Source organism: Mucilaginibacter hurinus (genome assembly GCF_003324525.1).
Lineage (GTDB): Bacteria > Bacteroidota > Bacteroidia > Sphingobacteriales > Sphingobacteriaceae > Mucilaginibacter > Mucilaginibacter hurinus.
In genome coordinates, this window is record NZ_QGDC01000003.1 from 305,015 (window position 1) to 320,468 (window position 15,454).

A 15,454-nucleotide genomic window follows, 5' to 3' on the forward strand; every position below is an offset into this window, starting at 1 on the left:
TGCGGCCGCAAATTTATAAGAAGATAAAAACAACAACATACAAAGTTAGCCCGCATAATAGCGGGCTATAAGCTACATCGGCAGCTTATTTCTTTTTATGTCTATTTTTTCTTAAACGTTTTTTACGTTTATGGGTAGCCATTTTGTGTCTTTTACGTTTTTTACCGCTCGGCATGATCTTTAATTTTTTTAATGTAACTTATTAATTTAATTCCTTTATAAAATCATCAATGCGCTTCCCGAAAGCCGGGTCGGGCATCATTTCTTTACATTTGTTATAAGCTTCGATAGCTTCTTTTTTACGTCCCAGCTGTTTATAGCTTTCGGCAAGATAAAAGTAAGGCTCTACCTCAGGCTTCTGAGCTATCACAGTTTTAAACCGCTCAACCGCTTTATCATACTGGCCAGACTTCATTGAGAAAACACCCAACGCCAGGTTGGCATTGCGGTTAGCCGGATCTTTAGCAACTACTTCACGCAACAATGTTATACCCTGCATGGGGCTTGGTGCACCCCCGTTTACATAAGCTACACCCAAACCGGTTTTAGCATCCAAATTCTCTGCATCCAGTTTGCGTGCGTTCTCAAACGCTTCAACAGCATTAGCCATATATGCCGGTTGTGCAGCAGTATCCTGCGTGGTTTTAAAGGCTTCGTTAAAACGGTTGCCGGCATTTATCCAGTTATCAACAGTGTTTGCTTTTTGCGCTATCGCCTTGTAGTAAAATGCAGCAGGCGCTGGCTGATTAACATCATCCCATTGTGCAGCAAGCTGCTTTTCTATAGCCGGCTTATCGGCTTCCGGTGCAGCTTTAAGCTTCTCTTCCAGTTCTACAATCTTAGCTGCCAAACCCTGGCCTATCACCGCTTTAGCTGCTTCAGATATTTCGCTTAAGCTTATAGCAGCGGTAGTATTAGAGGCAGCAGGCGCAGCGGCAGTTTCCTTGGCCACATCTTTAGCTTTTTCTAAACCGCGCACGGGCTGCATATACAAATAGCCCATAATAACCAATACGGCTACAACTGCGGCTATTTGTCCTTTTTTCATTTGTAAATTAATTATTTGCTTGATTTACCGGCTTTATTGCCCGATTTAACCTTTTCAACAAAAGTTTTTGCAGGTTTAAAGCTTGGTACAAAATGCTCCGGAATGATTATGGCAGTATTTTTTGAAATATTACGTGCAGTCTTTTTCGCCCTCTTTTTAACAACAAAACTTCCGAAACCTCTAACATAAACATTTTCGCCGGCTACCATTGAGCCCTTAACTACTTTAAAAAACGCCTCAACAGTTTCCTGTACATCAACTTTCTCTATTCCTGTTTTAGATGAGATTTCAGTTATAATTTCTGCCTTAGTCATATCTGATTTTCTTTATTTATATATATAATTACTTAACTGTTTTGGGGTTGCAAAAGTACCGCTTTATCGGCAATAATTGAAATTAATGTGGCTTTTTTTTTATAAGGGGTAAAATGCACAGCAAATACAAACGCTTTACCATGGCATTGTTACATTTGATGTAATGAATTTTGCCCAAGAACTGCTGCAGTGGTATCAGCAGAACAAACGTGATTTACCCTGGCGTAATACCAACGACGCTTATGTAATATGGCTATCTGAAGTTATTTTGCAGCAAACGCGCGTTGACCAGGGCATGCCGTACTTTTACCGGTTTTTAGAGCGCTACCCCAATGTGAGCAGCTTTGCTGCGGCCGATGAAGATGAAATATTAAAGCTTTGGCAAGGTTTGGGCTATTATTCCCGGGGGCGCAACATGCTTAAAACGGCACGGCTTATACAGGCGCAGTATCATGGTTTGTTCCCCACCGCATATTCTGATTTGATTAAACTGAAGGGCATTGGCAGTTACACAGCGGCGGCAATATCCTCCTTTGCTGCAAATGAGATAAGGGCTGTGGTTGATGGCAATGTTTACCGTGTACTGGCACGCTATTTTGGCATAGACGAACCGATAAATTCTACAAAAGGAAAAAAGACCTTTCAAAGCATAGCAGACGATTTAATTAATAAGAAAATGCCTGGATTGCATAACCAGGCCATGATGGAGTTTGGGGCCATGTTGTGTAAGCCTAAAAATCCGGCCTGCGGGATTTGCCCTGTGCGGGTGGGGTGTTATGCTTTTAAACATAATGCCATTAACCATTTACCCGTAAAACTCAAAAAAGTCAATGTTCGCGAGCGATTTCTTAATTACTTTTTGATAACAGATGGGAAAACGATTTTAATGAATAAACGCGGCGACAACGACATATGGGCCAATTTGTACGATTTGCCAGCGTTAGAAACGCCATCATTAATACCAATCAACGAGTTACAAAGCCATCCTAAATTTGTTGAATATTTTGGAAATCAAAAAGTAGGGATTACGGACCTGGGAGTAAAGAAACATTTACTCACCCACCAATCATTACAAGTTCGTTTGTTAAAACTGGATATTCTGCCCCTTAAATTAGAGCAAAAGTGGTTTTACACTGAAGTTGAAAATTTAAAAAAATTAGCTTTACCAAAAATCATTTTTATATTTCTAAAAAATATTTTTAATTTGTAGAATAATTTCCGTTAATTTAAACCATGTCTGGAATAAACAAAGTAATACTAATTGGGCATTTGGGTAAGGATCCTGAAGTACGTTATTTAGAAGGCGGTGTATCCGTAGCAAGTTTCCCGTTAGCAACGTCTGAAACATTTAATAAAGACGGCAGGAAGATCGAGCAAACAGAGTGGCATAATATTGTGATGTGGAGAAGCCTGGCTGATGTAGCGGCTAAATATCTACAGAAAGGCAAGCTGGTTTACATTGAAGGGAAATTGCGTACCCGGTCTTTTGAGGATAAAGAAGGAATAAAAAAATATACTACCGAAGTTGTGGCTGAGAATTTCACCATGCTGGGACGCAAAAGCGATTTTGAAGGCGACGGCGTTAAACCTGGTGCCAAAACTGATGGTGCTGCTGAATATAACAGTACCGCCGAAACAGACGATCTGCCTTTCTAACCAATCAAAAACTTAAACAACCAGCCCGCCCGTCAAAAACGGGCGGGTTTACTTTTACCGTCCTACTGCAAAAAAGCTATTATCAGGATGCGGATTACCTAAGATTACCGCCCACCCGGCGGGCAGTGCTCCTTTAAATATTTAGTAAATAATGTACGCAAGTGCATGCTGGTGCCTTGCCCCTCATTTAATGAGTGACTACGGTTGGGGTAAGCCATAAACTGTATCTGCTTGTTGTGCTTTATTAACTCGTTAAGCAATTGCTCGGCGTTATTGTAATGTACGTTATCGTCGCCGGTGCCATGGATGTACAGTAAGTTGCCTTGAAGATTTTTAGCATAAGTTAATGGCGAACCTTTTATGTAAATGGCGCGGCTCTCGGCATCCACCGGAACACCCATATAACGCTCCTGGTAAATATTATCATAGGTGAACTGGTTGGTTAAAGCAGCTATGGAAATACCGGTTTTATAAATATCCGGATATTGAAACATAAGATTTAGCGTAGTTGAGCCGCCGCCGCTTACACCCCAAACTGCTACCCGGCTGCTATCAATAAACGGCCATTTCAATACTTCCTTAGCTGCCATTGCCTGATCGCGTATATTAAGCAGCCCAATGTTTTTATAAATAGCCTTACGCCAACTTCGGCCTTTCGGCGCCGGTATACCCCGGTTATCAATGGAAATGTGGATATAGCCGTCGGCAGCCATATCACCTGCGTAGTACTTATTTTTGTGAACGCCAAAAGTATCCAGTACAGTTTGTTTAACATATTCACCGTATACAAAAAACACAACAGGATATTTTTTTTGGGGATCAAAGTTGTCGGGCTTTTTCATCCACCCGTCCATTTCAACTCCATCCGCTGTTTTTACCTTAAAAAGCTCAACCGGGCCAACAATATCTTCGTTTAAACTTATTACATCACCACTCAAATGCCCGTGCGATGGCAGGCTGATAATTTCGCGCTGAGGCCGTGTGTTGACATTGGAAAACCTATGCATTGCCAACTTACCATTTGGCGAGATAACGTACTCATGCGTGCCAGCCAACTCCATGGGAGTAACGCGTTCGGCCCTGCCACCAATTAGCTTAACTTTGTATAGGTATCGCTGCGTAGCATTAGCTGGAGAGGCAATAAAGTAAATTACTCCTGACGTTCCATCAATGTGCGACACGCTGAACGCATCAAATGCATCGCGTGTAATTAATTTATAGCGTCCGTTCAAATCTATCCTGTACAAGTGGCGCCAGCCATCCTGCTCGCTCGACCAAACGAATTCCTTACCATCATTAATCCAGGTGATGCCGGCCATATTTTGCTTGGTATCTACCCAAGCCTTGTCTGTTTCAGTAAAAATAGCGCGTGTGCTGCCGTTATCCGCCCGGGCAAGTATAAGCTTACTTTGGTTTTGCGCGCGGTTAAGCTGTTGTAACAGCACCTGGCTTGAGTTGGTGGTCCATTGCATTAGCGTAATATAATGCTGAACTTTGTCGCCGGGCACATCCATCCATTGCGTGCTGCCACCTGATACCTTCACTATACCTATACGGCATGAACTAGGATCATGCCCCGCTGTAGGATACTCAACCGGGATGGTGTACGAGTACACGCTGTCGGTCATGTTCATCATCAGGTACTTTTTAATGTTACCGGCGTCAATTTGCCAGTAAGCTATTTTTTGCCCGTCGGGCGACCAGCGAAAACCATCGCGCATACCAAACTCCTCTTCATAGGCCCAATCAAATGTACCGTTGATAAGTGTATTGGTGCCGTCTGTAGTGAGCGCAATTGCAGTACCGGCGGTCAGATCTTCAACAAAAATATTATGTTCGCTTACGTAAGCCACCTTATTTCCATCGGGCGAAAATTTGGCAAACATCAGTGATGCTGCAGGCCGGTTCTTTCCAATTTGTTTTAAGGTTTTTTTGACCACATCATACACCCAGTAATCCCCCCGAGTATCGTAACGCCATACCTTTTTTGTATTACAGTTAATTAATAGCTTGCTACCATCTTCGGTTATAGCAAACCTTACCGGCGTGTGGCCCATAGGTGCCAGGGCGCTTTTACTTGCGATAATAGTTCTATTGGCAGCACTCCGCACGTCAGACTCAACTATGCTGCCATCTACAATATTGTAATAGCGGTATCCGTCTTTAGCCCATACAGTACCCTTGTTAAATTGCGCAAAGGCTATAAGTGGTGAAAACAAAAACAGCAGTATAACCGCAATTTGCGCTATGCCTGATACTACCCTATTTATTTTAGTACAAAACAATGCTGGTATAAATTTTCCGTTAAATTAGCATTTTGAAGACCTTTATACCTGCCTGTAATGAAAAAAATACTCATTTTGTTAAGTGCTGTTTTTTTGCTCAATCTTTCTGTACATGCACAAAATGCCAACAGAAGCAAGTTTATAGCCGACAGCCTTACCAATTATATTAACCGGGCAATTACCAACTGGCGGGTTCCGGGTGCCGCAATTTGTATTGTAAAGGATAACAAGGTGGTGTTTATGAAGGGCTTTGGCATAAAAGAGCTTGGCCTAAATAATAAGGTTGACGAGCACACACTTTTTATGATAGGCAGCAATACAAAAGCTTTTACAGCTACGGCGCTGGCGATGCTGGCTGCCGAAAAAAAGATATCCCTTAACGACAAGGTGACCAAGTACCTCCCTGAATTTAAATTGGATAATAAAGCTGCTACCGAATTGGTTAATATAAAAGACTTGCTGAGCCACCGGCTGGGCTTTCAAACTTTTCAGGGCGATTTCACCTTTTACAATTCAAACCTTTCACGCGCGGAAATAATTGCGAGGCTGGGCTTGTTGAAAGCGCCTCATGCTTTTCGCACCCAATGGGGATATAACAATGCCGCCTATTTAGCTGCAGGCGAAATAATACCGAAAGTAGCCAAGCAAAACTGGGATATTTATATAAAGGAAAAATTATTTGCCCCGCTAGGCATGGGTAATACACTGGGGTTGAGTGTGGCCATGAGTAAAGCGTTAAACCGTGCGGCCGCCCATACCATTCTTGATGGCAGGCTTATTGCCATCCCCTATGCTAATTTAGATAACATGGCACCGGCCGGTACCATAAGTTCTACAGCCGGTGATATGAGTAAATGGGTGATGGCTTTGTTAAACAACGGCAAGGTGGGGACACGGCAGGTAATTCCGGCATCGGCTATCGGTACTACCTGGAATCCCGAATCCATAGTGGGGGATAAAATTATTGGAAACAAACAATTAAGTTACAGCCTGTACGGATTGGGTTGGTTTTTACAAAACTATCAAAACCGCACTGTTATCACCCACGAAGGCGGCATAAGCGGATTTGTATCGTCGGTAACGCTGGTGCCGCAAGAAAAAACCGGCATTGTAATACTAACCAATACAGATCAGAATAATCTTATTGACGCGCTGCGCTGGGAAATTTTAGATGCATATTTCAAATTGCCCTACCGTAATTACAGCGACGCGTATCTAAACGTGCATAAAAATGAAACCGCGCAGGCCAATGCTGCCGATAAAAAGTTACGCGACAGCGTAATGCTAAGCCCGCGCCCGGCGCAATCCCTCAGCTATTATACAGGCAAGTTTACCAACCCAATTTACGGCAGTGCTGATGTCGAGACGGGCGAAAACAATACCCTTATTATGCGATTTGAGCATCATCCCAAAATGTTTGCAAAATTACAGGCTCTGGGGGGCAACCGGTTTTTTGCTACCTTTAGCGACCCTGTTTTCGGTAAAGCTATTTTTAACTTCAAGGCGCAGCCAAACGGTAAAGTAACCGGCGTAACGGTTAAGGCTTCTGACTTTATTGAATACGGAGGCTACGAGTTTACACGATAGCTCCTACAAGCAGCATAGCTATTTTAACACTTCCACAATGGTTTTTCCGATAGTGCCGTTTGGCTGCTGTATACGCAGCAAAGCGGCAATAGTGGGTGCAATATCCGTCATGTGAGTTTCGCGGTTAAGGCGTCCTTGCTTAACACCCCAGCCCATAAACAACAATGGTATATGAGCATCGTGCGGATTCCATGTACCATGTGTTGTTCCAGTGTTCCAGCCCTGGAAATAGCCGGGTTTTACAATTACTTGTATTACCCCGCCGCGTTTATTATTATAACCGTTTATAATACGTTCGCGTAAGTCGGCAGGCACACTAGCGGCAGCGGCTTTACGCATATCCACTGCAAATGCAATATCGGGTTGCTTTTCTAAAAACCTCACACAATCCCGGGTAATGTCATCTTCATCCAGTTTGGCCTCATTAATTGTTTTATAGTTAAAGTTCACCTGGTAATTGCCAAAGCTCAACACAATATCTTTTTTGTTGTATTTTTCCTCCAAAAAATTGTTCAACTCCTTTGCAGGATCCTGCCAAAAGCCGGCAGGTATATTATGGTCCTTTAAAAAATTAGGGTTATGCGCGGCCGCATGGTCAGCAGTTAAAAACACGGTGTAATTGCCTGTACCTACCTGTTTATCTAAAAATAAAAAGAATGCGGCCAGGTCCTGGTCTAATCGTAAATAGGTGTCCTCAACTTCAACTGAGTTAGGACCAAACTGATGCCCCACATAATCTGTAGAAGATAAGCTCACGGCCAAAAAATCTGTTATAGTACCCTTGCCCATTTCTTCATTTGTAACAGCAGCTTTAGCCATGTCAAGAGTAAACGTATTACCATGCGGTGTGCTGCGTATAAGGCCAAGGTTACCTTTATATAATAGGGATGTTTTAACCGGCAGTGTGGGTGCGTCCGCTCCCTTAAACTTACCTTCGTAAGCAGCACTATTATCTGCAGTACTTTGCAAGTAGGTATTAACAGGGTATAATGTACTCCAATCCTGCAACAGGTATTTTTCAGGTAGCTTTTGAGCATTGAAATCCTTCACCCAAGCTGGCAGGTCATTCATATAATAGGTACTGGTTATCCAGTTGCCATTGCTGCCGTCAAACCAATAGGCCGCGTTGGCCGAATGGCCGGCAGGCAGTATTGCGCCCCTGTCTTTTATAGCAATGCCAATAACCTTTGAGCGAAAATTTGTGGCCAGCCTCAATTCGTCAGTCACCGTAGTTGACAACATGTTACGCGGCGACATTTGCCCGGCTTGCGATGTACTTCCGATAGTATTTACAGAAGTATCTCCGGCGCAATACATCCACTTACCGGTAGCCTGGTTGATGATGTCGTTACCGGTTATACCGTGCACAGCCGGTACTGTACCGGTATATACACATGCATGACCGGGTGCCGTTACTGTAGGTATATAATCAATGTTAGTGTTTTCGCATGTAAAGCCCTCATTAAGCATACGCTTAAAACCGCCTTCTTTATAACGATCATAATAGCGGTATAAGTAATCCCAACGCATTTGATCTACCACAATTCCCACAACCAATTTAGGGCGCGGTAATGTGGCAGCCTTGATGGTTGAAGCAGCTTTTTTTGTTTGTGCCGACACCGAAATAGTGGCAAACGCCAAAAATATTGAAATGAGGTATTTAATTTTCATTGTTACAGGTTTACGTCAACAAATATGGACAATGCTGTGTAAATTCAGTGTTATTTAAAACCAATAATGTTGTTACAAATTATGCGTCAAATGTCAGCAGGCTATGCTGGCCGGCTGTATGTATATCCCGCCATACCTGGTTCAGTTCAGTTTCAGGGTTGGCCGCCATTAATCCGCAGTAAGGGTATAAGGTATCTACGCTTTCGCGGGAAACTTTAGCTAGGTTGCGACTGGCAACGCTTACCTCATGAGCGGCCTCCTCACTTAACGTGCTTTTATCAATCACAACCTGCCATGATCTATCTACAACCGTATAGAAGTGCGTTCGCGCATTTGCTATACGGGTTTCTACCTCATTAAGTATATCGGTTAGCTTATCTTTTTGTAACATACTAGTGGCTGATCGCTGTATGCGTTCGGCGAATATACTACTGCATAAGTCTGTGAAATGCACAGCCATGCCAGAAAGGTTAGCCGCCAAAGTAACTTCTGCCAATTGCAAAAACGGATAGTGATACAAAGGTGCATCTACTACGGGAAATTTAGGATTGATGTTAAAACAATGTTCTTTATCCACTGCTAAATTTTTTATTTGATAAGCATCGCTGCCGGTACCCATCATGCCTACAAACTTCCAGGCCGGTATAACACTAACATCTTTCCTGTCGACTATAAATGGAAGTATCAATGGGCTGCCTTCGTTAGTTAAAACAGTTTTATCGCCCTGCTTAATAATACAATTGGCCGTGATGTGTGTAGCGTGGTGCACGCCACTGGCATAATTCCACTCGCCATTGATCACATATCCGTTGCCTGTAATAACAGCAGCACCAGTGGCTGCGCCGCTGCCGGCTAAGCAGAGTTTAGCATCATTGAATATTTTTGAGGCAAACTCCGCCTCCATAAATCCGCCAAACCACCCGGCACCGCTACACAACGTTACAACCCAACCAAAGCTGCCGTTTGCCCAGGCGAGGCCCTCTTCAAGCCGCACTTGCCGGGGTAATGGAATTTGTAACCCGGAATACGCTTCGGGCACTAAAAATTTAAACCATTTTTGCTCATAAATTAGCGCCAGCTGTTCATTACCTAATATACCGCGTCGCTCTGAATCAGGCGCATGTGTACGAATGGTATTTACCCAGTCAGGTTCAAGATAGATTGAAGGATGCTCCATTATAATCAAAATCTATAGCCAAAGGTCAAAATCATAGATTCAAACTATCTAATGCTTTTTGCAAGTTTTTTCCAGTCAGAATAGCCTATCAAAGCGATAACGAAAAGGAATATTGTTAAAACTGCAAACATGGGTAAACCTTTGTAAAACAAAAGCGGCACTGCAAATAAATTAGACAAGTTTAACAACAACCAGTTTTCTACTTTGCGTTTGGCCAACAGCCACATGCCTGCCCACGCCGTTGATGACACCCATGCATCCCAAACCGGCACGTCAGATGTGGTGAACGACACTAGAAGGAAGTACAAGATAGCCCAACCACCACACACAATTGCCAGCGTTACTACCCATTCGCCTTTTGTAGCGTGGCTCACCGGCACAACCGGATTACCTTTACGCCTAAACCAATATAACCAGCCGTAAATGCTCATCACAAGATAATAAATGTTTAGCGCGGCTTCGGCAAACAACTTTACCTCAATGAGTAAATATGCCGAAAGTATGGTAGCTATTATACCGGCCGGGTATAATAAAATATTGTTAACACGTGCCAAAAGTACCTCGGCTACGCCGAATAACACGGCTATCCATTGCAATAATCCGGTTTGCTTTATTTGCTGGGCAAAGAGGTTTGCATACTGGGATATAAGATTCGAAACAGATTCCTGCGCCATGATGCGTACTTTAAACAGGCGGGCCTCCGCATGGAACCCGCCTAAGGCTATTGCCTTTAATTAATGTATATTAAAATGATAAGCTTAATGATGCCATGAAATTGCGGGTGGCCTGCACAAAGAAATAATTATAGTTATAAATATTGCCGCCGCTAAGGCTCGGATATGTGGCACCACTCGCCTCGTATTTCTCGTTAAACAGGTTGTTTACCTGCAGTCCCAAACCGATATTTTTAATAGCGCGGGTGGTAAAGTTATAACGCACCCTCAGGTCGTTAACAAAATAACCACTTATAAGACGGTTGACCGCGTAAGCATTCCCGGCCAGCGAGGGATCAGTGCTAAAACCTGCCGGATTGGTATTCATGGTATTATCCAAAAACTGGCTGCTTACGTATTTGCTCAGCAAAGCTATCTCACCGCCCTTAATTGGTGAAAAAGCAATAGTGCTTGACCCTATAAAGGATGGTGAAAAAGCAATGGTTGTCTTTTTTAGCTGCAATTCTACCAGGCTGTCATCATCATAGTTGTAAAAAAATTGCCCGTAGTTTTTAATCTTGTTAGTGCTTATGCTGGCTGTAACGGCCCAACTTAGCCGGTCAGTAAGCTTCAGGTTACCATCTATCTCTATACCCGCGCGGTAACTGTCCTTTACGTTACGACGGATAGCGGCACCTACATCATTCAACTGCCCGGTTACAATTAACTGATTGTTATACAACATGTAAAATGCATTAATGCCGCCGGACAGGCGACCACCGCCAGCGCGGTAACCAGCCTCAAAATCATACAATGTCTCATGTTTTGGCCGGCTTTGCGGCGACGAATTGGTGTAATCATTCCGGTTAGGCTCGCGGTTACCTACGGCAAATGAAGCGTATATATTTTGCCGGTCATCCAACTTATACGTAATGCCTGCTTTAGGGTTAAAAAAGTTAAGCGTAGCATCCTGCTGAATATTATTAAGGTTACGGTCAAAACCCAGAAATGAGTAATAAATATGGCGGTACTGCATATCTGCATACAGAACTATATTATTTAATGTAAGTTCGCCCCGTGCGAATATGTTAAAGTCATTCTTTTTGGCATGCTCGCGGTAATACTCATGCTCAGGGTTAATGCCTATGCTCTCCTTACTATAAATTATCTGGCCAAAGTGGTTACCTTCGTATTGATTATAGGCTCCTCCAAGGTTTAAATTAAGGTTATTTGTTGGCAGGTACTTTAAGGCATATGTTACTCCGTAAAAATCATTGTCCAGCCAACGGCGGCGTACAAGATCGGTAGTATAAATGGTATCATTGCCATATATAACAGGCGCCAGGCCATAATCTTCAACTGCAGCATCTTCCTTAAATTCCTCATAGTAACCTCTGCCCTTAGTATAATGCAAAGCACCGCTAAAGGATAACTTATCAGTAAGCCTGTGGTCAATAAGTAATTGGTAGTGATTTTGGGTATAGTCATCCACCTGGTTTTCATACGTATACTCATTGTACCTGCGGTTATTCAATATCTCGTAATCGGGTACGCCGTTCCAGGCTTGGTAAGTGCGTTCATAACCCGTAAAAACGTTGGCCTTAATGGTGGTATTTTTGCCGTAATAACCGCCGCTCAAAAAATATGATTTCAAATTTGAGGAAGCCCTGTTAATATATCCGTCAGAATGTATCCTTGACAGGCGGCCGTCGAAAATAAAATGCCCGCCCAGCAAACCGGTGCCCAAACTAACCGTATTTTTAACCGTGTTGAATGAACCGGATGAATTGTTCAATTCCGCATAAGCGCTATCCCGGCGTGTAGCGGTTTGTATATTTATACTTCCGCCAAAAGCGCCCGCGCCGTTGGTTGAAGTGCCTACCCCACGCTGTACCTGGATGTTGTTTACTGATGAAGCAATATCAGGAATATCAACAAAAAATGAACCCTGGCTTTCTGAATCATTGTAAGGAATACCATTTATAGTAACATTTATGCGCGTTGGATCTGACCCGCGAATACGGATGCCCGTATAACCGACACCCGCACCTGCATCTGAAGTAACCACAACCGATGGAGTTTGATTAAGAAGGTAAGGCAGGTCCTGGCCGAAATTATTTTTTTCGATGTCCTTTTTGCTGAGATTGGTGAAAGCGGTAGGTGAGTTTTTACCCGCACGTGTAGCCGTAACAATCACCTCCTCGGTTTGTACACTTTCAGTAGCCAGCTCAAAGTTAAGCATCAGGTTGCTGGTTAAAACAACATTTTTGCTTACAGTAACAAACCCAATGTAACTTGTTTTTACTGTATAACTCCCGGCAGCAAGGTTACTTAGCGTGTATTCGCCGTTAGCATCAGCAACAGCACTTTGAGCAGTTTTCGTAATACTAATTGTAGCCCCGGGCAGTACATTGCCCGATTGCGTAGTGATTTTTCCGGAAACGGAAAACTGGGCCGATGCCACAAATGGCAACAGCAGGGCGACTACCGCCGCAAATAAATTTTTCAATGCTTTTAAAATAAATACTAGTTAAACCATCTGCTGCCAGGGTGAACAGCAGTACACTTAACTTATTACCTCTCCCTACGCCGGCATTACCCGGATCAGGTGTCACTCCCCGGCTTCCTGGAGGGGAGGAGCGTTTAAGGCTCCGCCTTTAGGAGGCTGGGGGGTATGGGTATGATCTCAGCCCGTCTTTCAGTTTGGTAAAACAATCTGCAGTTTGTTTTGCAACCAAAGCAAGGCACCCCTTGAGAATTATGACGCAAAGATATACTTTTTATCGTGATTAGAAATTTGACTAATGTGCATTTATTCAAATATTGTGATAAGAGGAATCTTTCTTACGAAATAAATCTTACCCCGGCGATTGGTTCAACCGGGATACGAACCCAATAAAATGATACAGCAACCGTATTTTAAGGTAAATTTGGCTTTACACCACAATTAGCGTAGTTTTGAAGCGAACACCTATATCCTTATGAAAATAAAAATTACCGTTATTTTGGTAATCCTTCTATCTTTCTCTAACCTCTGCCGGGCCCAACATGCAGATTTACAGCTTTCGATACAACCTGTTGTTATAAAGGGCGATAAGCTGCCTATGCTTGCCGTTTATAAGCCAGGCGACCTGGTAGGTTTTAAATATACCACCAAATGGGAGCAAATAATTATACAAATTGATGAAATGAAGAAAGTGACCGGCGCACAGATTTATAACAACGCCGGCACCATGAAAACTGCTAATCCCGCGGACAGCTGGGACGGCGGTATAAATTTGGAATATGATTATGATGGTAAAACGGGTGGCAAAAATTCGTTTTTAGTATATGCTGATGCCAATACATTTACAGGACCTGATGAGAACATTCTTTTCGACGATAACGACGAACTGGTATATATGGCTCGCGATGGAGGAACAATACCACCGGGTGATGAACTTTTTCCGCTCGGTATCGACCATTGTTCAGGAGTGCAGATACGGAATACCGACCCGGTAACCGGGCTGGTCAGTTACATATACATTTTCAGACGCGATTTAAATTACAAGTCGCCATTAACAGGGAATGCTTTACAGCAGGATGCAGGGCTTACACATCCTGTTACCTATAATTTTAATTTTAAACGAAACAACATAACAAGAGGTCCTGCCGACTATAAAGAATATTACAACCGGCAGTTTGGGCCTAATCCGGAAACATCCACTGTTGTTACCCCCCATTATATAAAGGGATTTGGTGACAGGTGGATAGAGAACAGCTTGATTATTACTACGCCCGCTACACAGGGAATGCTTGAGTCGGCGCGCCAAAATGTCCTCGACGGACATAAACTTAGTTTGATACCGTTAAACGTAAACCAGGCACGAACGTGCCATCGTAACGAATACACTTTTTCCGGGACGGCTAATGACGATCAAACACGAAGGCCCCTAGATGGCACTGAAGCAACAAGCAGAAAAGGTTACGAAGGCGCTTTTATAGCAAACATAAATGGCCCGCTAAGATGCATTCGCTCATTTATGGGGTGCAACAGCGGCCCGTTAACTCAACGTGATAATATTTGTTATGACCAGATGGAGGTAATAAACACTTATCTGCGTGTTCATCCTATTGACGGTATAATGGATTTTTACGACTACGCCCCACTGGCCGGCAAAATGATTTACAATAATAATAACAACATGCCGGGCACGTCGCAAACAATAAATGGCCATGCCTATACGGGCATTTTAATTGACGGTAAAAATGACGTGGTTAAGCCTGGTTTGGTAAAATGGGAAATGATAAACAGCACGTCAGGATCTATATTCAGGTATAATCTGCTCCATAACCCTGAAAATGTCACCGGGGTATTTGAGTCTACCTATTATTATGACAGTGACAAGCCAGATAGCTTTGAACCACAATGTACGGGCGACGCCGTAGCATGGGGAGCAAGCGGCATTACTATACGCAGGAAAGACCCGCTGAACAGACCTACGGCGCTGCCTAATACGGAAATACGCTTTGCCGGCGACCTCAACCGCCTGTGGTTTACCCAGTACAATATGTATTTGCAGCCAGAAACACAGCTAAGTGAGCGTGTACACCTGATCAACTCGATAGAGAAAAAGATAGATGTAAGCATAACCGCCTGGCAGCACACAGCCGACTGTGAAAACCGGAAACGCGTAGCAGTAGAATTATATCCGAATCCGTCGAACGGAAAATTTACTTTGGATATAGGCGGCAGTGTATATCAAAAAGTAAAAATGACGATATATGACACTCAGGGCAAACTGGTATTCCATTCAGACCGCGTAGGCCAGATAAATGAAACAATAGACATAAGCCGTAATATTAGCAGCGGGATTTATATAATGCAGCTTGATATTGACGGACAAAAGGTAGCCAGGAAAATTATTATAACAGATAAAAAGTAATTCTAAGCAAGCACACTACGCTTATCCGGCACTAAATTTTAACAAGGTAATTTGCCACTATCGTTCACGCCTGCAAAAAATGCGTTAATTTATCGATTTACCAATAAAAATTTAACGTTTGTGATACCTTATGTTTAC

At 43.1% G+C, this 15,454-nt stretch carries 11 protein-coding genes; 4 read left to right on the forward strand and 7 right to left on the reverse strand.

From position 1 onward, the window contains the following. Positions 1-202: 202 nt before the first annotated feature. Both DJ568_RS07160 and DJ568_RS07165 read right to left on the reverse strand, forming a co-directional pair. On the reverse strand, positions 203-1,048 hold the full coding sequence (locus tag DJ568_RS07160; protein ID WP_114004574.1) for a tetratricopeptide repeat protein: 846 nt from the start codon (positions 1,046-1,048) through the stop codon (positions 203-205). Between the two features lie 11 nt (positions 1,049-1,059). After that, positions 1,060-1,362: an HU family DNA-binding protein gene (locus DJ568_RS07165; protein ID WP_114004575.1), complete on the reverse strand. Its 303-nt coding sequence runs from the start codon at positions 1,360-1,362 to the stop codon at positions 1,060-1,062. Between the two features lie 163 nt (positions 1,363-1,525). Between DJ568_RS07165 and mutY the strand changes: the two genes are divergently transcribed. Then, entirely contained in the window at positions 1,526-2,572 is a 1,047-nt protein-coding gene (gene mutY / locus DJ568_RS07170; protein WP_114004576.1) for an A/G-specific adenine glycosylase, read from the forward strand. A 23-nt stretch (positions 2,573-2,595) separates the two neighbouring features. Next, the gene (locus DJ568_RS07175; protein WP_114004577.1) at positions 2,596-3,018 is read left to right on the forward strand and encodes a single-stranded DNA-binding protein; all 423 of its coding nucleotides are present in this window, start codon (positions 2,596-2,598) and stop codon (positions 3,016-3,018) included. 104 nt (positions 3,019-3,122) lie between these two features. Here DJ568_RS07175 and DJ568_RS07180 read toward each other — a convergent pair whose 3' ends face one another. Further along, entirely contained in the window at positions 3,123-5,303 is a 2,181-nt protein-coding gene (locus tag DJ568_RS07180) for a S9 family peptidase (RefSeq protein ID WP_233496642.1), read from the reverse strand. Between the two features lie 57 nt (positions 5,304-5,360). Between DJ568_RS07180 and DJ568_RS07185 the strand changes: the two genes are divergently transcribed. Then, complete coding sequence (locus DJ568_RS07185) at positions 5,361-6,890, forward strand: serine hydrolase (RefSeq protein ID WP_114004578.1); 1,530 nt, start codon at positions 5,361-5,363, stop codon at positions 6,888-6,890. 18 nt (positions 6,891-6,908) lie between these two features. Here DJ568_RS07185 and pafA read toward each other — a convergent pair whose 3' ends face one another. The 4 genes from pafA to DJ568_RS07205 form a co-directional block, all read right to left on the reverse strand. After that, positions 6,909-8,561, reverse strand: a complete 1,653-nt coding sequence (pafA, locus tag DJ568_RS07190) for an alkaline phosphatase PafA (RefSeq protein WP_114004579.1) — start codon at positions 8,559-8,561, stop codon at positions 6,909-6,911. A 79-nt stretch (positions 8,562-8,640) separates the two neighbouring features. Continuing rightward, positions 8,641-9,738, reverse strand: a complete 1,098-nt coding sequence (locus DJ568_RS07195) for an acyl-CoA dehydrogenase family protein (protein WP_114004580.1) — start codon at positions 9,736-9,738, stop codon at positions 8,641-8,643. A gap of 44 nt (positions 9,739-9,782) precedes the next feature. After that, entirely contained in the window at positions 9,783-10,412 is a 630-nt protein-coding gene (gene pnuC, locus DJ568_RS07200) for a nicotinamide riboside transporter PnuC (protein WP_114004581.1), read from the reverse strand. A 70-nt stretch (positions 10,413-10,482) separates the two neighbouring features. Beyond that, positions 10,483-12,900 carry a TonB-dependent receptor gene (locus DJ568_RS07205; protein ID WP_114004582.1) on the reverse strand — a complete coding sequence of 806 codons (2,418 nt, stop codon included), beginning with the start codon at positions 12,898-12,900 and terminating at the stop codon, positions 10,483-10,485. 472 nt (positions 12,901-13,372) lie between these two features. Between DJ568_RS07205 and DJ568_RS07210 the strand changes: the two genes are divergently transcribed. Then, the gene (locus tag DJ568_RS07210; protein WP_114004583.1) at positions 13,373-15,316 is read left to right on the forward strand and encodes a T9SS type A sorting domain-containing protein; all 1,944 of its coding nucleotides are present in this window, start codon (positions 13,373-13,375) and stop codon (positions 15,314-15,316) included. The last annotated feature ends 138 nt before the right edge of the window (positions 15,317-15,454 follow it).